The organism is Actinomadura sp. BRA 177 (assembly GCF_013372625.1).
Taxonomy (GTDB): domain Bacteria; phylum Actinomycetota; class Actinomycetes; order Streptosporangiales; family Streptosporangiaceae; genus Spirillospora.
The window spans coordinates 35,159-53,035 of sequence record NZ_JABXFD010000655.1; the positions used below are offsets into that span (position 1 = coordinate 35,159).

At 71.5% G+C, this 17,877-nt stretch carries 13 protein-coding genes; 9 read left to right on the top strand and 4 right to left on the bottom strand.

From position 1 onward, the window contains the following. The first annotated feature begins 106 nt into the window (after positions 1-106). On the top strand, positions 107-1,249 hold the full coding sequence (locus tag HUX53_RS36630; RefSeq protein ID WP_176407863.1) for an ABC transporter substrate-binding protein: 1,143 nt from the start codon (positions 107-109) through the stop codon (positions 1,247-1,249). Here the strand turns inward: HUX53_RS36630 and HUX53_RS36635 are convergent. Then, a complete protein-coding gene (locus tag HUX53_RS36635) occupies positions 1,162-2,571 on the bottom strand; it encodes an MFS transporter (RefSeq protein ID WP_176407864.1) in 1,410 nt (469 codons plus the stop codon). The two genes, HUX53_RS36630 and HUX53_RS36635, sit on opposite strands and share 88 nt — an antisense overlap. 130 nt (positions 2,572-2,701) lie before the next feature. Here HUX53_RS36635 and HUX53_RS36640 point away from each other — a divergent pair, with 130 nt between their 5' ends. Together HUX53_RS36640 and HUX53_RS36645 are read left to right on the top strand one after the other, a co-directional pair. Continuing rightward, the gene (locus tag HUX53_RS36640; protein WP_176407865.1) at positions 2,702-3,160 is read left to right on the top strand and encodes a TetR-like C-terminal domain-containing protein; all 459 of its coding nucleotides are present in this window, start codon (positions 2,702-2,704) and stop codon (positions 3,158-3,160) included. Between the two features lie 65 nt (positions 3,161-3,225). Then, positions 3,226-4,251: a LacI family DNA-binding transcriptional regulator gene (locus tag HUX53_RS36645; RefSeq protein WP_176407866.1), complete on the top strand. Its 1,026-nt coding sequence runs from the start codon at positions 3,226-3,228 to the stop codon at positions 4,249-4,251. Here HUX53_RS36645 and HUX53_RS36650 read toward each other — a convergent pair. After that, positions 4,238-5,587: a transposase gene (locus HUX53_RS36650; protein WP_255205980.1), complete on the bottom strand. Its 1,350-nt coding sequence runs from the start codon at positions 5,585-5,587 to the stop codon at positions 4,238-4,240. The two genes, HUX53_RS36645 and HUX53_RS36650, sit on opposite strands and share 14 nt — an antisense overlap. Positions 5,588-5,688: 101 nt before the next feature. On the opposite strand from HUX53_RS36650, the gene HUX53_RS36655 reads away from it, so the two are divergent. Both HUX53_RS36655 and HUX53_RS36660 read left to right on the top strand, forming a co-directional pair. Further along, entirely contained in the window at positions 5,689-6,252 is a 564-nt protein-coding gene (locus HUX53_RS36655; protein WP_176407867.1) for a TetR/AcrR family transcriptional regulator, read from the top strand. Between the two features lie 9 nt (positions 6,253-6,261). Beyond that, positions 6,262-7,038, top strand: a complete 777-nt coding sequence (locus tag HUX53_RS36660) for an MBL fold metallo-hydrolase (RefSeq protein WP_176407868.1) — start codon at positions 6,262-6,264, stop codon at positions 7,036-7,038. Here the strand turns inward: HUX53_RS36660 and HUX53_RS36665 are convergent. Next, entirely contained in the window at positions 7,029-9,260 is a 2,232-nt protein-coding gene (locus tag HUX53_RS36665; protein WP_309237610.1) for an ATP-dependent RecD-like DNA helicase, read from the bottom strand. The genes HUX53_RS36660 and HUX53_RS36665 overlap by 10 nt on opposite strands. A gap of 123 nt (positions 9,261-9,383) precedes the next feature. Between HUX53_RS36665 and HUX53_RS36670 the strand changes: the two genes are divergently transcribed. Further along, positions 9,384-11,498: a M28 family peptidase gene (locus tag HUX53_RS36670; protein WP_217920333.1), complete on the top strand. Its 2,115-nt coding sequence runs from the start codon at positions 9,384-9,386 to the stop codon at positions 11,496-11,498. Here HUX53_RS36670 and mtnA read toward each other — a convergent pair. Continuing rightward, positions 11,488-12,516, bottom strand: coding sequence for an S-methyl-5-thioribose-1-phosphate isomerase (mtnA, locus tag HUX53_RS42820; RefSeq protein ID WP_176407870.1), 1,029 nt, complete (start codon positions 12,514-12,516; stop codon positions 11,488-11,490). The two genes, HUX53_RS36670 and mtnA, sit on opposite strands and share 11 nt — an antisense overlap. Before the next feature lie 136 nt (positions 12,517-12,652). Between mtnA and HUX53_RS42825 the strand changes: the two genes are divergently transcribed. The 3 genes from HUX53_RS42825 to HUX53_RS36690 all read left to right on the top strand — a co-directional run. After that, a complete protein-coding gene (locus tag HUX53_RS42825) occupies positions 12,653-13,471 on the top strand; it encodes a hypothetical protein (protein WP_176407871.1) in 819 nt (272 codons plus the stop codon). Further along, the gene (locus HUX53_RS36685; protein ID WP_176407872.1) at positions 13,468-14,979 is read left to right on the top strand and encodes a DNA polymerase Y family protein; all 1,512 of its coding nucleotides are present in this window, start codon (positions 13,468-13,470) and stop codon (positions 14,977-14,979) included. Before HUX53_RS42825 ends, HUX53_RS36685 begins: the two co-directional genes overlap by 4 nt. Positions 14,980-15,088: 109 nt before the next feature. After that, on the top strand, positions 15,089-17,877 hold a 2,789-nt coding region (locus tag HUX53_RS36690; RefSeq protein WP_176407873.1), incomplete at its 3' end, for an error-prone DNA polymerase.

Here is a 17,877-nt window from a genome sequence, read left to right on the forward strand (position 1 = left end):
AGTCCGGTTGGTCACGAAATGGACTCAGCACCGTCAGGGCTGGTGAGACCTGTCGTGGTGATCTACGCTCACCGGCGTCGGCCGCCCCCTTGCTCCCGGGAGAGGCATGAAGAGCTCCACCCGCACCGCCGCCCTGGTCACCGGGGCGGTGGTGGTGCTGCTGGCACCGGTCGCGGCCCTGCGCGCGTGGAGCGAGCCGGCCGATCCGCGGATCTCGGTGGGCGCCCCGGCGCCGGCGACGCTGCTGCCGGGCGATGTCCGCGACCCGGCCGGACGCATGATCGCGAACGCGGTGTGGACGGGGCTCGTCTCCTACGACGCGAAGACCGGCGCGCCGACGAACGCCGCCGCCGCGTCGGTCACCAGCCCGGACCGGCGGGTGTGGACGATCCGGCTGCGTCCCGGCGCGACGTTCCAGGACGGCTCGCCTGTCACGCCCCGCTCGTTCACCGGCGCCTGGACGGCGGTGCTGCGCGAGGGCTGGGCGGGGACGCGGCTGTTCACCGAGGTCGCGCACGTGAAGGGCGCGCGGCGGGGTGCCGAGGAGGTGTCCGGGCTCAAGGTCGAGGACGACCTGACCTTCGAGGTGACACTCGACCGTCCGCTGAGCGGTTTTCCGGCCCTGCTGGGCGACCCGGCCTTCTTCCCGCTGCCCGAAAGCGTCCTGAAGTCGCGGGACTGGGCATCCTATGGACGGAAGCCGGTCGGGAACGGACTGTTCCGGGTGACGTCGCGGAGTGCGCGGGAGATCGTCCTGCAGCGCCGGTCGGGCGAGGGCCGTTCCGTGGCCGTCAAGGCGATACCGGACGCGAAGGAGCAGTACAACGCCGCTTCGGCCGGTGACCTGGACGTCGCCACGCAGGTGCCGCCGAACCGGCACGACGCGCGCCCCCGTCCCGTCACCGACCTGCGCAAGGCCCTGGACTCCCATGACGTGGACGGCCCATTCGTCGTCCACACCACGGCCGCCTACCCCGCACCCGTTGCCGCACTGCCCCCGCTACTGGACGCCGGGACCGAGTTCGACGACGACTACACCACCGGCCTCATCGCCGACGCCGAACGCGCAGCCACCCCCGACGACGGCGTGATCCCCGCGCGCCTCGCCGAGAGCGCGATGCTGCGCGACATGCCCGCGATGCCGCTGTGGTCCGCCCACGATCACCTGGTCTGGTCGGAACGCGTGCGCGGCGTCACCGCCGGCGCCTTCACCGGCCTCCGCCTCGACCACCTGACGATCAAGAAATAAAGGGCTGGGAGGGCACCGAGAAGCGCCAAGGCCGCAGCGGTGACGAGCATCGCACCCAGCCCGTCCAAGCCATACGGGACGCCGAGGACCGCGACGCCCACGGCGATCCCGAGCTGCTTGGCCGTGTTCGTGACCCCGGCGGCGACACCCGCACGCTCGGGCGGGGCCGCCTCCAGTGCGACCTGGCTGGACACGAGATTGCCGATCGCACCGAGGCCGCCGACTGCGAAGCCCGGCACCATCGCAGGCCACGACCCCGTCCGGTAGGTGGCGGCCAGCAGCAGCGTGGAGATCACGGTCAGCAGCGGCCCGGCGGCCACGAGCGCGGCGGACGGCAAGCGATACGCGACCCGTCCGAGAACCAGCGGCGCCGCCAGCGCCGGAGCGCTGTAGGTGAGAAACCACAGCCCGGCCACGGCGGGCGCCGTGCCCATCGGCCCCTGCACATAAAGCGAAAAATAGGCCAGCGACCCGGCGCCCGCCGCATGGGAAAGCAGCGCGGCCGTGGCGTTCGCCGCGTACAGGCGGTCCCGCAGTAGCGACAGGTCGATCATTGGCTCGGGGACGCGGCGCCGGATGAGCACGACAAGGGCTGCCGCGCCCGCGACGGCCGGGAACAGCACGCCGGGCGCCGCCCAGCCCAGCCGGGGAATCTCGATCAGCGCCCACAGCAGCCCGCCCAGCCCCGCCGTCAGCAGGACGGCCGCAGCCGGGTCGAGCGGGCGGGGACGCGGGTCCCGCGACTCGGGCACCTTCACCACGGCGACCGCGAACGCGACCACGCCGACCGGCACGTTAAGGAAGAAGATCGCCCGCCAACCGAACAGCTCGGTCAGTCCGCCGCCGACCAGCGGGCCCGTCGCGATCGCGGCGCCCGACGCGGCGGCGTACACGCCGAGCGCCCGGTTGCGGGCCCGTCCCGCCGGGTGCGCCGCCGCCAGCAGCGGCGACGACGTCCCGTACAGGACGGCCGCGCCGCATCCCTGCACGGCGCGGAACGCGTCCAGAACGGCAGCCGATGGCGCGAGCGCGCAGGCGAGCGACGCACCCGTGAACGCGGCGAGCCCGCCGAGCAGCATGCGGCGGCGCCCCAGCCGGTCGGCCAGCGCCCCTGCCGTCAGCAGCAGCCCGGCGAGCGCCAGCGCGTAGGCGTCGACCGACCACTGCACCTCGGCGAGGCCGGCGTCCAGGCGGTCGCGCATGTCGGGCAGCGCGATGTTCACCCCGACGAGGTCGAGGACGAGCAGGTACCCGGCGGCCGAGGCGACCGCGAAGGACCATGGATGCCGCTCTTTAGGCGCGAGCAACGCGAACGGGCCCATCGCACCTACGCGACTAGCTCAGCCGTCGCCGCAACCACGCGGCGACCTCAATGCGTGCGATCGCGTGCGAAGCCAGGTTCGAGCTTGCGAGAACCTGATCGCGCAGTGAGCCGCTAGGCGAGCCGGAGCGATGCTAGCGATCGCCGCAGCGCCCGCCGAAGGAGGGCCCCCAGGGCCCGACGCCAAGGGCGCTGCAATAGGCACAGTCGGCCTGGTCGAGCGCCTCATCCGGGAACTGCCGGAGGACGACCCCGAACTGCCCTGGCAAGATCGCCTCCGCATGATCGGCACCGGCATACGGAGCGTCGCGCGGCGGCATCCGCAGGTGTTCTTGCTGCTGTTCATGCGGCCGACCGTCACGGAGGAGGCGCGGCGGGCGCGGAACACCATGCAGGCGATATTGCGCAGTGCGGGGGTGCCGGAGGAGATCGTGACGCCGCTGCAGCGGCTGCTGGACACGATCGGGATGGGGCTCGCCGCGTCCGAGGCCGGCGGGCGCTTCACCGGGGACGCCGAGGACGTCGACCGGGTCTACGATCTTGCGGAGGAGCTCCTTCTCAGCGCCATCGAGCGGTATGCGGGCGGATAAGTGATCTCCGTCTCCGCGCGGATACCAACTTTCGGAGTCACCGCCGAGATCCTTATGCTTCGAGCATGCAGCAGGAGGACGAATCAGGCCGGGTGACCCTGGCTCAAGTGGCGGATCAGGCCGGAGTCTCCATTTCGACGGTTTCGAAAGTCCTCAACGGGCGGGAGGACGTCGCCCGGAAGACGCGGCTCCGGGTGGAGCGCTTGCTGGAGCACCACGGGTACCGGCGCGGGTCCCGGTCGGGCCCGGACGCGCCGCTCATCGAGATCGTCCTGCACGAGATCGAGAGCCTCTGGACGATGGAGCTGATCCGCGGCGTGGAGAGCGTCGCCAAGGCCAACGGCGCGAGCGTGGTGCTGACCGAGAGCGGCACCCGGCACTCCCCCGGCCCCGAGTGGATCAGCGGGGTGCTGCGCCGCCGCCCGCTCGGCGTCGTGCTGACCTTCTCCAGCCTGCCGCCGGAGTACAAGAAGCGGCTGCGGTCCCGGTCGATCCCGTTCGTCATCATCGACCCGGCCGGCGACCCGGAGCCGGACGTCCCGTCGGTCGGCTCCGCCAACTGGTCCGGCGGGCTCGCGGCGACCCGGCATCTCATCGACCAGGGGCACCAGCGCATCGCGATCATCACCGGGCCGGCGGACATGCTGTGCTCCGTCGCTCGCCTGGACGGGTTCCGCTCCGCGATGAGCATGGCCGGGCTGGACGTCGAGCCGTCCTATGTGTCCTACGGCGACTTCCACGTGGACGGCGGGTTCGAGCGGGCGATGGAGCTGCTGGGGCGGCCCGACCGGCCGACCGCGATCTTCGCCGGGAGCGATCTGCAGGCGCTCGGCGTGCTGGAGGCGGCGCGGGTCCACGGGCTGCGCGTGCCGGACGATCTGTCGGTCGTCGGGTATGACGACGTGGCGGTGGCGCCGTGGGCCAGCCCGGCGCTGACGACCGTCCACCAGCCGCTGCGGCAGATGGCGGAGTCCGCGACGCAGATCATCCTCGGCATCCGGAACGGGGAGCCGGTCGCGACGCGGCTGGAGCTGTCCACCAGCCTGGTAGTCCGCAAGAGCACCGCCCCGCCGCAGCCTAAGGCTGCCTGAGACCCGTGCGGATGCGTCCAGCTTTGACATCCTCCCGTGCTCGGGAGCGCGGGATTCCAACCCGATCAGGTTGAGGTTCACGGGCGCTCGACCGCGGGAGCGGTGTCACCCCTCCGGCACGCCCCCGTGAGGGAGCGGGTCTTGCGACCTGTCCTGCCGCGACACGTGTTGCTGCGATATTGATTGCTGCGTTGACGTCGGCGTTGCAGTTGAACCCGCAGGTCACGCAGACGAACTCGGCTTGGCTCTTGCGCGAGTTCTTCTCGATCCACCCGCAGGCACTGCACCGCAATGACGTGTAGGGGGCTGGAACATCCACCACTCGCCCCGGTGCCTTGTTCTCGGTGCGTCGCCGCAGCAGGCCCCAGCCTTGAGCAAGGATCACCCTGTTCAGCCCGGCCTTCTGGCGCACGTTCCGGCCAGGCTGGTCGATGGTCCCTCTCGCGGAAGTCGTCATGGTCGTGATGTGCAGCTTTTCGAAGCAGATCACATCAAAGGTCTGGGCGAGCATCGTCGATGTCTTCTCGCACCAGTCCTTACGCCGGTTCACCTCCCGCACCTTCAGCTGAGCAGCCCTTGCATACTCGGCCGCCTTCCGCTGGCTGCCCCTTTTCGCCATGACCGCTCGACGCTGATGTCTGCGAAGCTGCGCACGCTCTTTGGCCGAAAGTTGCGGACAGTTCAGGGATCTGCCATCTGACAGAGCAGCGGTGATCTTCATCCCTCGGTCGACGCCAATGATCTTTCCTCTGTGCGGCGGCTCGATCGGCTCGGGGATGACGGCGAATGCCACATGCCACTGTCCGTGGCGGAGGGTCACTCGAAACGTCTTCGCTACGGGCAACTCTCGGCGAGTGAGCCTAAAACGCACCCAGCCGCAGCCGGGCACCTGGACTTGCGCCCACCGCCGGTTTAGCTTGCGCACTCCAACTTCGCGAGACATTACCTGCTTGCCCTTGGCATTCAACAGCGGCTTGCCATCAGACCCGAACGCCGGAACACGTCCGGTGCCAATCACCCGAAAGCCCTCATGCACGAACTTCTTACGCCAGGTCGGTTCACCAAACCCGGAGGTGAATCGAGCTTGCTTGGCCCTCGCAAAATCCTTCAGCGCTTGCTGCTGAACAGTGACGCTCCCTTCACGTAGCCATTCGTTCTCACGTCGGGCCTGGGTGAGCTGGCGGCACTGCTCGGCGAACCCGGGGGCCGATCTGCGTCCCTTGTGCCAATAGGAATGCTGCTCAACAGCGAGGTTCCATACGTACCTGGCATGCGCACAGTGCAGGAGCATCCGCTCTTCCTGCTCCACACTGGGGTATAGCCGGAACCTAGCCATGACCAAAGCCTAGCAACACTCTGCAGCCTTAAGCATGCAGAACGTGTTCGGGCTCTCGATTTTCTTGGAGTTTGTAGACCGGTCGGTCTAGTGTGTCCGCCATGGCACCGCGCGGAGAGACGAGAGAGCGGATCCTGCGGACGGCCGGGGAGCTGTTCCAGCGGCAGGGCTACCACGGGACCGGGCTGAACCAGGTCCTCGGCGAGAGCGGGGCGCCGAAGGGCTCGCTGTACTTCCACTTCCCGGACGGGAAGGAGCAACTCGCGGCGGAGTCGGTGGCGCTGTCCGGCCGGACGGTCGGCGAGGCGCTGGCCGAGGCCGTCCTCGCCGCGCCGGACGGACGGTCCGGGCTCGCGGCACTGGGCGACTACTTCGCGCAGAGCTTGCGGGAGTCGGATTTCAGCAAGGGCTGCCCCGTCGCGACCGTGGCCCTGGAGACGGCCGCCGAGAGCGAGCCGATCCGGGCCGCCTGCGACGGCGCGTACGGGGACTGGCTCGCGGGTCTCCGGGCCGCCCTGCGCGGATGGGGCGTGCCCGAGGAGCGCGTGGGACCGCTGGCCGCGCTGGTGCTGTCGTCCCTGCAGGGCGCGATCATGCTCGCCCGCGTCCAGCAGGACGTGTCCGTCATCCACCAGGTCACCCGGCAGCTCGCCGACCATCTGTGAGGAGTTCGCATGCGCGTCCACCATCTCGACTGCGCCCCCATGCGGGAGATCGAACCCGCCGACGGGCCGGGGAGGCCGCTTCGGGCGGTTGGTCATGTGCTGCTGATCGAGACCGATTCTTCGGGGCTCGTCCTCGTGGACGCGGGGATCGGGCTCGGCGACATCGAGCGCCCGTCCGAGCGGCTGCTCGACGACTGGCTGGAGATGGCCGGGCCGACCCTCGACCCCGCCGCGACGGCCGTCCGGCAGGTCGAAGCGCTCGGGTACTCGACCGGCGACGTCCGGCACGTCGTCCCGACGCATCTGCACCGCGACCACGCGGGCGGGCTGAGCGACTTCCCGGACGCGGCGGTGCACGTGTTCGAGGCGGAGCGCATGGACGGCGGCAAGACCCCGGCGCAGCTCGCCCACGGCCCGAAGTGGGTCGTCTACGAGGACGGCGAGGGCGAGACCTGGCACGGGTTCGGTGGTGTCCGGGCTCTGGACGGCGTGGACGAGGAGATCCTGCTCGTCCCGCTCGGCGGGCACACACCGGGGCATGCAGGCGTGGCCGTCCGGGACGGTGACCGCTGGCTGCTGCACGCCGGGGACGCGTACATGTACCACGGGGAGGTCGACCGCCCCGAGCCGGTCACGCATCCGCTGATGGAGCTCGTCCAGGCGGGCGGCGAGGTGGACCGGGAGCTGCGGCTCACCAACGTGGCGCGGCTACGAGGGCTGGCGCGCGGCGGCGAGGTCGAGGTGTTCTGCGCCCACGACCCGTGGGAGCTGGCCCGCTACCGCTGAGACAGGCGGTGGGCCAGGGCCGTGTGGCGGCGGCCCGCGCCGGCGGTGCGGACGGCGGCGGCGAGGGCGCGGCGCGAGCCGACGAGGACGACCAGCTTCTTCGCGCGGGTGATGCCCGTGTAGAGGAGGTTGCGGCGCAGCATCATCCACGCGCCGGTGGTCAGCGGGACGACGACGGCCGGGTACTCGCTGCCCTGCGACCGGTGGATCGTGATCGCGTAGGCGTGGGCGAGTTCGTCCAGCTCGTCGAAGGCGTAGTCGATGTTCTCGTCCTCGTCGGTCACGACGGTCAGCGACTGCTCTTCCAGGTTGACCTTCGTGACGACGCCGACCGTGCCGTTGAAGACGCCCGCCTCGCCCTTGTCGTAGTTGTTGCGGAGTTGGGTGACCTTGTCGCCGACGCGGAAGACGCGTCCGCCGTAGCGGCGTTCGGGACGGGCATCGTCGTGAGGGGTCAGCGCCTCTTGCAGGAGGTTGTTCAGGGAGCCGGCCCCGGCCGTGCCGCGGTGCATGGGTGCCAGGACCTGGACATCGCGGCGCGGGTCGAGGCCGAACTTGCGCGGGATGCGGTTGGCGACGACGTCCACGGTCAGCTCGGCGGCCTCGTCCTGCTCCTCGCACGGGAACAGGAAGAAGTCGTTGTAGCCGCGCGTGTGCGGGTGGTCGCCGGCGTTGACGCGGTGCGCGTTGACGACGATGCCGGACTCCTGCGCCTGCCGGAAGATCTTGGTGAGCCGGACGCGCGGGATCACCTCGGCGCCGAGCAGATCGGCGAGGACCTCGCCCGCGCCGACGGACGGCAGCTGGTCGACGTCCCCGACGAGCAGCAGGTGCGCGCCGCGCGGGATGGCCTTCACCAGCTTGTTCGCGAGGATCAGATCGACCATGGAGGACTCGTCGACGACGACCAGGTCGGCGTCGAGGGGGTTGTCCTGGTCGTATTTGGGGTCGCCGCCGGGCTGGAGCTGGAGCAGGCGGTGGACGGTCGCGGCCTCGTGCCCGGTCAGTTCGGCGAGGCGCTTGGCGGCGCGCCCGGTCGGCGCCACCAGGACGATCTTGGCCTTCTTCGCGGCGGCCAGCTCCACCACCGACCGGACGGTGAAGCTCTTGCCGCAGCCCGGCCCGCCGGTCAGCACCGCGACCTTCGAGGTCAGCGCGAGCTTGACGGCCTCCTCTTGCTCGTCGGCGAGCGCCTGGCCGGTGCGCTTCTTCAGCCACGGGAGGGCCTTGTCCCAGTCGACGTCGGCGAACGCCTTGAGCCGGTCGGTGGGGGCGTCGAGGAGTTCGAGGAGGCCGCGGGCGAGGGAGCGTTCAGCCCGGTGGAAGGGGACCAGGTAGACGGCGGGGATCGTCGCGGCGTCGTCCCCCTCCCCCGGGATCGGCTCCCGGACGACGCCCTCGTCGCGGGCCAGCTCGTCCAGCGCCGGGACGATCAGTTCCTTCGGCACGCCGAGGATCTTCTCCGCCGCCGTGACGAGGTTCGGCTCGGGCAGGAAGCAGTGCCCGTCGTCGGCGCCCTCCGACAGCGTGTACTGGAGGCCCGCCTTGATCCGCTCGGGGCTGTCGTGCGGGATGCCGACGGCCTGCGCGATCGTGTCGGCCGTCTTGAAGCCGATGCCCCACACATCCGATGCGAGCTGGTAGGGCTGCTTGCGGACGGTGTCGATCGACTTGTCGCCGTACTGCTTGTAGATGCGGACGGCGAGGGAGGTGGAGACGCCGACGCCCTGCAGGAATACCATCACCTCCTTGATGGCCTTCTGCTCCTCCCACGCGTCCGCGATCCGCTTGGTGCGCTTCGGGCCGAGGCCCTGCACCTCGACGAGCCGCTTCGGCTCCTCCTCGATGATGCGGAGGATGTCGGTGCCGAAGTGCCCGACCATCCGGTCGGCCATCACCGGCCCGATCCCCTTGATCATCCCGGAGCCGAGGTAGCGGCGGATGCCCTGGATCGTCGCCGGCAGCACCGTCGTGTACGAGTCGACCTCGAACTGCTTGCCGTACTTCGGGTGCGAGCGCCACCGGCCGGTCAGCCGCAGGCTCTCCCCCACCTGCGCGCCGAGCAGCGCGCCGACGACCGTGAGCAGGTCGGGCCCGCTCTTGGCGGTCGCCACGCGCGCGACCGTGTAGCCGGTGTCCTCGTTGGCGTAGGTGATCCGTTCCAAGACCGCGTCAAGCTCCACCGGACGCGGCGCGGCGCTGGGGTTCGGGGAGGTCGGCACGATCACCATGATGGACGATCCGGGTGACGCGATGGCCGGATCCGGCAGGCGAGCTAGATCTTCGGTCGATCGAGACGTACGTTCCGGGCGCACTCGTCCCGAGCGTACTGGGAGGTAACGCTGGTGTTCCGCTCCCAAACCCAGGCACTGGCGGCGCTGAGCGCCCCCGCCCTCGCACTCACCATGGCCGCCGCCCCCGCCGCGGCCTCGTCCCCCGCCGAGAACGACCACCCGATCGCGGGCTTCACCGACGCGCACGCGACATGGCAGCGGCAGCACGAGAGGCTGTTCAGCGCCGTCCCGTCCGCGAAGACGGCCCGCGCCCTGGACGCCGAACTGTCGGCCGAGCCGGGGCTGACCACGACGACCGGCGACTGGCATCGCGTCCAGCGCATCGTCCGGCATTTCCGGTCGTACGGACTGAAGCCCCAGATCCGGACGTACTACGCGTACCTGTCCATGCCGCAGCGCGTGAAGGTCGAGATGACCGCGCCCCGGCACCGCACGCTGCCGGTCAAGGAGAAGAAGCGGCCCTGGCAGAAGCACTACGACGACGTCATTCCGGGGCACAACGGTTTCTCGCCGTCCGGGAACGTCCGAGGCGAGGTCGTCTACGCCAACTACGGGCGGCCGGAGGACTTCGCACTGCTCGCCAAGAACGGCGTCTCGGTCAAGGACAAGATCGTCCTCGTCCGGTACGGGGCGGTGTTCCGGGGGATCAAGCCGCGCGAGGCCGCCAAGCGCGGCGCGAAGGGCGTGCTGATCTACTCCGACCCCGCCGACGACGGGTACGGGCGCGGCCCGGTGTATCCGGACGGGCCGTGGCGCGCGCCGGACGGCATCCAGCGCGGCAGCATCGCGCAGATCCAGCTCGCGGCCGGCGACCCGCAGACGCCCGGCTGGCCGGCGGTGAAGGGCGCGCACCGCATCCCGCCATCGCAGGCCCCCATGCTCAAGGGCCTCATCCCGACGATGCCGATCTCCTACGGCGCGGCCGAGCCGCTGCTGCGCGCGCTGAAGGGCGCAGAGGCTCCGAAGGACTGGCAGGGCGGCCTGCCGTTCACCTACCGGATCGGGCCCGGGGGCACGAAAGTGCACCTCGATCTGAAGAACAAGTTCCAGGTGCGTCCGCTGTGGGACGTCACCGTGCGCATCCCCGGCAGCGAGCATCCCGAGCAGGAGGTCATCCTCGGCGCGCACCATGACGCGTGGGCGTACGGGAGCAGCGACAACCTGTCCGGCACGGAGAACGTGCTGCAAATAGGACGCGCGCTAGGGAAACTCGTCAAGAAGGGGTGGCGGCCCAAGCGCACCATCGTCCTGGCCACCTGGGACGGCGAAGAGTACGGGCTGTTCGGCTCGACCGAGTACGCCGAGCAGCGTGCGCACCAGCTCCGCAACGCGGTCGCGTACGTGAACATGGACGGTGCCGGAGGCTCGAACTTCGGCGCCACGGCGACACCGGCGCTGGACCAGTCCGTCATCGACGCGTCCAAGGAAGTGCACTGGCCCGGCACGGACGGGACGCTGTACGAGGCGTGGAAGGCGCAGAACGACGGCAAGACGCCGATCTCCCGCATCGGCGGCGGCTCCGATTTCCAGGCGTTCTTCCAGCGGTACGGGGTGCCCGCGATGGATCTGGGGTCGTCCTCGCCGGGGAACTCCGGGAACTACCACTGCGCGTGCGACGACTTCTACTGGATGTCGCACTTCGGCGATCCGAGCTGGGAGTACCACGCGGCGATGTCGCGGCTGGTCGGCATCGCGACGCTGCGGCTGGCGAACGCCGACGTCGTCGCGCTGGGCTACCGCCCATACGCGGCGGAGACGGCCCAGTACCTGGACGACTTCACCGCCGAGCAGCGCAAACGGCTGGGGTCCGTCGTGGTGGACGTCTCGCGCGATATCGAGCAGGCGAAGGCGTGGCAGCGCGCCGCTGAGGCGCTGCAAGCGCGCGCGGACGAGGCGCTTCGCAGGGGCGACACGGCCGCATTCCGCCGCCTGAACGACAAAATCATGCAGACCGAACGGGACCTGCTGACGCAAGCCGGGCTTCCGGGCCGCCCCTGGTATCGACACCAGATTTACGCGCCCGGCATCGACACGGGTTACGCCACGCAGCGGTTGCCTGCACTCAACGACGCCCTGTTCATCGACCACGACGTCCGAACCGCCAAGGCATACGAGGCTCGGCTCTACGAGAGCCTCCGCGCCGCGACCCGCACGCTCACCCCCTGAGGCGACCGGGGGTCGCACCCGCCGACACCTCCAGCACGCCCGTCTCGGTGACCAGCGCGGTCACGAGGCGGGCGGGCGTGACGTCGAACGCGGGGTTGAACGCGGCCACGCGATCTGGGGCGGTCCTGGTGCCGCCCCAGGTCAGCACCTCGTCGGCGGGACGTTCCTCGATCGGGATCTCGTCCCCGCCCGCGATCGCCAGGTCGACGGTGCTCCACGGCGCGGCGACGACGAAGGGGATTCCGGCGGCGTGGCAGGCCAGCGCCACGCCGACCGAGCCGATCTTGTTGGCGGTGTCGCCGTTGGCGGCGATGCGGTCGGCGCCGATGACGGCGACGTCGGCGAGGCCGCGCAGGATCGTGCTCGGCGCGGCCCCGTCCGCCTGGACGACGCACGGGATCCCGGCCTGGTCGAGTTCCCAGGCGGTGAGCCGCGCGCCCTGGAGCAGCGGGCGGGTCTCGTCGGCGTAGACGGTCTCGACGCGGCCCCGCTCGTGGAGTTCGCGGACGACGCCGAGCGCCGTCCCCCATCCGGCGGTGGCGAGCGCACCGGCGTTGCAGTGCGTGAGGATGCGCAGGGGCCGGTCGCCCGTGCGGTTCAGGATCCAGTCGGCACCGAAGGCACCGATCGCCCGGTTGCCGCGCACGTCCTCGTCCAGCAGGGCCTGCGCCTCGGCCGCCACCGCGTCGGCGCCCTTGCCCACGTACGGCAGGACGCGGTCGACGCCGGCCGCGAGGTTCACCGCCGTCGGCCGCGCCTCCCGGACCCGCGCGATCGCCGCGTCGCGCGCCGCGTCGTCCCATCCCTCGCGGGCGGCCTGCAGGACGGCGATGGCGACGCCGAACGCGCCCGCGACGCCCAGCGCCGGGGCACCCCGCACGACGAGCCGCCGGATGGCGTCCACGAGCGTGCCGACGTCGCGCGCCACGACGTACTCGACGCGGCCCGGCAGGACGGTCTGGTCCAGCAGCCGCAGCCCGTCGCCCGTCCACTCCAGGGTTCGCACCTCACTCGTCACATCCCCCAAAATACCGCGAACCCCCACGCCACCGGGCTTTCCACCCGCCGCGACTCCGCTCCGTGACCTGCGATAACTTGACAGAGGTCGAACTTGTGTTCGAAATTGTGCAGGGGACACGAAAGGAGGGACGCCGGTGCCGGAGGCCGCGCTGCGGGACCTGTCGGCGGTGCTGGAGACGGCACCGCGCGACACGGTACCCGTGCTGCCCGCACTGCGTCCCGTCCTGCCCGGCGGTGGCCTGCGGCCCGGTTCGGTCGTCGGCCTCGGCGGGCTCGGCGCCGCGTCCCTCGGCCTCGCGCTCGTCGCGGGCGTCTCCCGGCACGGCGGCGCGGACGGCACCGGCGGCTGGTGCGGCGTCGTCGGCGTCCCGGACTTCGGCGTGGCCGCCGCCGCCGGGATGGGCGCCGCCCCCGAACGGCTGCTCCTCGTCGACGATCCGGGTGACCGCTGGCCGGACGTGGTCGCCGCCCTCGCGGAGGCCGTCGACCTGATCCTGCTGTGCCCGCCGGAACGTCCGGGCGCCGCCGCCGTCCGGCGGCTGTCGGCGCTGGCCCGCAAGCACGGCTGCATTCTGACGCTGACCGGCCCGTTCGCCCGCGCCTGGCCCGGCACCCGGCTGCGCCTCCGCCTGGACGAGGCGGCCTGGCACGGCCTCAGCGACGGCCACGGCCGCCTGACCGGCCGCCGCGTCCAGATCACCGCCGAGGGCCGCGACGCCCCCGGCGCCGGCCGCACCGCCCACCTCTGGCTGCCCGCCCCCGACGGCACGGTCAAACCGGACGAAACCGCGCGACCGCCGCTCGAACTCGTCCCCGACACCGTTTCAGCCGGCGCGCCCGTTCACACGCCCCGGCCACTGACACCGCATTCGCCCAGGACAACGACCCGCCACCACGCATCGCAACCGGTGGGCACCGGCGCGGCGGTCCCAATCAGTCCGGCGTCCGCATGACGCGCGTGCTGGTGGTGTGGTGCCCGGACTGGCCGGTCACCGCCGTCGGGGTCGACGCGGCGACGGCCGGGGCCGTGGTGGTGCAGGGGCGGGTCGCGGCGTGCTCGGCGGCAGCGCGGGCGCAGGGCGTGCGGCGCGGGCAGCGGCTCCGGGACGCGCAGCGCCGCTGCCCCGACCTGGTCGTCCGGGAACGGGAGCCGGACGCGGAAGGACGGCTGTTCGAGGAGGTCGTAGAGGCGGTCGCGGAGCTGACACCGCGCGTCGAGGTCGTCCGGCCGGGGCTGTGCGCGATCCCGGCACGGGGGCCCGCCCGCTTCTACGGCGGCGAGGAGGCGCTCCGCGTCCTGGTGCAGGACACGGTCGTGGAGGCCGGGCACGACTGCGGCTCGGGCATCGCGGACGGCCTGTTCGCCGCCGAACTGGCGGCCCGTGCCGGAGACGGCGGCGTAGTAGTCCCGGACGGCGGCGCGGCGGCGTTCCTAGCGCCGTACCCCCTCTCAGTCCTGGACCGGCCGGAACTGGCCGACCTGCTGCGGCGCCTAGGAATCAGGACGCTCGGCGACTTCGCGGCGCTGCCGTCCGGGCACGTCGCCGGGCGGTTCGGCCCGGACGGCGCGCTCGCGCACCGGCTGGCGCGCGGCGAGGAGCCGCGCCCGCTCGCCCCCGTCCGGGGCGCGGCGGACCTGTCGGTGCGCGGCGACTTCGACCCGCCCGCCGAGCAGGCCGAGCGGGTGGTGTTCGCGGCGAAACGGCTCGCGGGCGAGCTGCACGAGGGGCTCGCGGCGGGCGGGCTGGCCTGCGTCCGGCTGGAGGTCGCGGTCGGGTTCGCGGACGGCCACGTGCTGCGCCGGCTCTGGCGGCACGTGGGCCTGTCGGCCCTGGCGGTCGCCGAACGGGTGCGCTGGCAGCTGTCGGCCTGGCAGGGCGCCAAGGCCGAGGACATCTGGGGCGGCGTCACGTGGGTCGAGCTGGCCCCCGACCAGATCGTCCCGGACGAGGGACGCCAGGAGTCGCTCTGGGGCCGCACCGCCGTCACCGACCGGATCACCCGAGCCGCCGACCGCATCCAGGCCCTGCTAGGCCATCGCGGAATCACCCGCCCACTCCTCGTGGGCGGTCGCGCTCCGGACGAACGGGTCGTCCGCGTGCCCATCGGAGACCTGCCCCCGTCCAACCTCCCCGAGGGCCCATGGCCGGGACACATAACAGGCCCCGCGCCCGCAATCGTCCCCCGGTCACCGTCCGCCACCGAACTGCTCGACGCGTCCGGCGAGCCGGTGGTGGTGTCGGCGCGCTGCGAAGTATCAGCCCCGCCCTCCACCCTCATACTCCACGGCCACCCCACCGCCGTAACCGCCTGGACGGGCCCATGGCCCGCCGACGAACGCTGGTGGGACCCGAACAATGCGCGGCGCAGAGCACGCTTCCAAATCACCACAGAGGACAGCGCCGCCTACCTCCTCGCCGTCGAACGCGGCCAATGGCACATCGAGGCCGTCTATGACTAGGCGCGGCGTATGACAAGGCCACGACTTATAAGGCATATGAGTAGGCCACGGCGCATGGCTGGGGCACGGCGTATCACTGGGCCACGGCGCAGGGCTGGGGGCGCGGCGTATGACTAACTGGTACAACCCGGCGATCTCGTGGCGGGAGTTTGAGGAGCGGTTGTCGTGGCGGCCGGCTGAGCGGGCGCCGGAAGAGCCTCCGCCAGTCCCCGAACTGCCGCGACGTGCCGAGGGTGAGGTGCCGTGGGCGGAACTGCATGTTCACTCGTCGTTCAGCTTTCTGGACGGGGCCAGTGACCCCGCTTCGCTCGTCGCGGAGGCGGCGCGGCTTGGGGTGGAGGCTATGGCGGTCACCGACCATGACGGGATGTACGGGGCGGTGCAGTTCGCGCAGGCCGCGCACGATGTTGGGATCGGGACGGTGTTCGGCGCGGAGTTGAGCCTCGGCCTGCCCGGACCGCAGACCGGCGAGCCCGATCCGGCGGGGCGGCATCTGCTCGTCCTGGCGCGGGGCGCGCAGGGGTATGCGCGGCTGTGTTCGGCGATCACGTCGGCGCAGCTCGCGGGTGGGCGCAAGGGCCGTCCCGTCTATGATCTGGACGCCCTCGCCGGCGCGCACGACGGCCACTGGGCGGTGCTGACCGGGTGCCGGAAGGGTCCCGTCCCGGCGGCGCTGGAGGCGGGTGGCCCTGAAGCGGCGGAGAAGGAGTTGCGCGGCCTGATCTCCATGTTCGGCCGCGAGAACGTGTTCGTTGAACTGGTTGACCATGATCAGCCGGACGATGATCTTCGCAACGACGCCCTCTTCGGGTTGGCCAAGCGTGTCGGGGTCGACGTTGTGGCGTCCAACAATGTGCATTTTGCGGCGCCCGGGGCCGATGCGCGGCTGGCGCAGGCGCTGGCGGCTGTTCGGGCCCGGCGCAGCTTGGACGACATGGTCGGCTGGCTGCCGGCGAGCGGGACGGCGCACATCCGGTCCGGTGTGGAGATGGAGAAGCGGCTGGCGCGGTTCCCCGGCGTCCGGGAGCGGACCGTCGCGCTCGCGCGGGACTGCCTGTTCGGGTTCGATGTGGTCGCGCCCCGGCTGCCCGACTGGCCCGTCCCGGACGGGCACACCGAGGCGAGTTGGTTGCGGCGGCTGGTGAAGGAGGGCGCGCTCAAGCGGTACGGGCCGCCCGAAAGCGAGCGGGTGGCGGGTGCGTACGCGCAGATCGCCAAGGAGCTGGACGTCATCGAGCAGCTGGGATTCCCCGGCTACTTCCTGATCGTCCACGACATCGTGGAGTTCTGCCGAAGCCAGGGCATCCTGTGCCAGGGGCGCGGGTCGGCGGCGAACTCGGCGGTCTGCTACGCGCTCGGCATCACGGGCGTGGACGCCGTCCGGCACGGGCTGCTGTTCGAGCGGTTCCTGTCCCCCGGGCGGGACGGCCCGCCCGACATCGACCTCGACATCGAGCACAGGCGCCGCGAGGAGGCCATCCAGTACGTCTACGAGAAGTACGGGCGGGAGTGCACGGCGCAGGTCGCGAACGTCATCAGCTACCGGCCGCGCATGGCCGTCCGGGACGCGGCACGCGCGCTCGGGTTCTCCCCCGGCCAGCAGGACGCCTGGTCGAAGGGCATCGACCCGCGCGACCCGGTCGGGTCGGAGGCCGACATCCCGGCGCCGGTGCTCGACCTGGCCGACCGGATGCTCAAGCTGCCCCGGCACCTCGGCATCCACTCCGGCGGCATGGTGATCGCGGACCGCCCGGTCGGGGAGATCTGCCCGATCGAGTGGGCGACGATGCCGGGCCGCAGCGTCCTGCAGTGGGACAAGGACGACTGCGCGGCGGCCGGCCTGGTGAAGTTCGACCTGCTCGGCCTCGGCATGCTCGCCGCGCTGCACGACTGCTTCGACCTGGTGGACGAGCATCACGGTCGCCGCTATGACCTGCAGTCCGTCCCGCCGGAGGACTCGCTGGTCTACGAGATGCTGTGCGACGCCGACACGGTCGGGGTGTTCCAGGTGGAGTCGCGGGCGCAGATGGCGACGCTGCCGCGGCTGCGGCCGGAGAAGTTCTACGACCTGGTGGTGGAGGTGGCGCTGATCCGGCCGGGGCCGATCCAGGGCGGGTCCGTCCACCCGTACCTGCGGCGGCGCAAGGGGCTGGAGCCGGCGGTGTGCCCGCATCCGCTGATGGAGCCCGCGCTCGGCCGGACGCTCGGCGTGCCGCTGTTCCAGGAGCAGATGATGCAGCTCGCCGTCGACTGCGCCGGGTTCACGCCGGCGGAGTCGGACCAGCTCAGGCAGGCGATGGGCGCCAAGCGCGCACCCGAGCGCGTGGAGCGGCTGCGGCGCCGGCTGCTGGACGGGATGACCGAGCGCGGCATCCCGTCCGACATCGCGGAGAGCGTCTACGAGAAGATCCTCGGCTTCACCGGGTTCGGGTTCCCCGAGTCGCACGCGCAAAGCTTCGCCCACCTCGTCTATGCGAGCGCCTACCTGAAGCGGCATTACCCCGCTGCGTTCACCGCCGCTCTGGTGCGCAACCAGCCGATGGGATTCTACAGCCCGCAAAGCCTCCTGGCCGATGCGAAGCATCATGGTGTCGTGGTCAGGGGCGTGGACATCAACGCCAGCGACGTCCATCCGACGCTGGAAGAGCCCGTTGAGGTCGTGTCCGACCATCCGCATGCGCCGGGCGAGCCGCAGCCGGCGATCCGGCTCGGCCTGTCCGGCATCAGGAACCTGGGCGACGCGACGGCGGAGGCGATCGCGGCGGGACGTCCCTACGCGAGCATGGAGGACCTCGCCCGGCGCGTGCCGCTGTCGGGCGGGGCGCTGGAGGCGCTCGCCACGGCGGGCGCGTTCGACGGGCTCGGGCTGTCGCGGCGCGCGGCCCTGTGGGCCTGCGA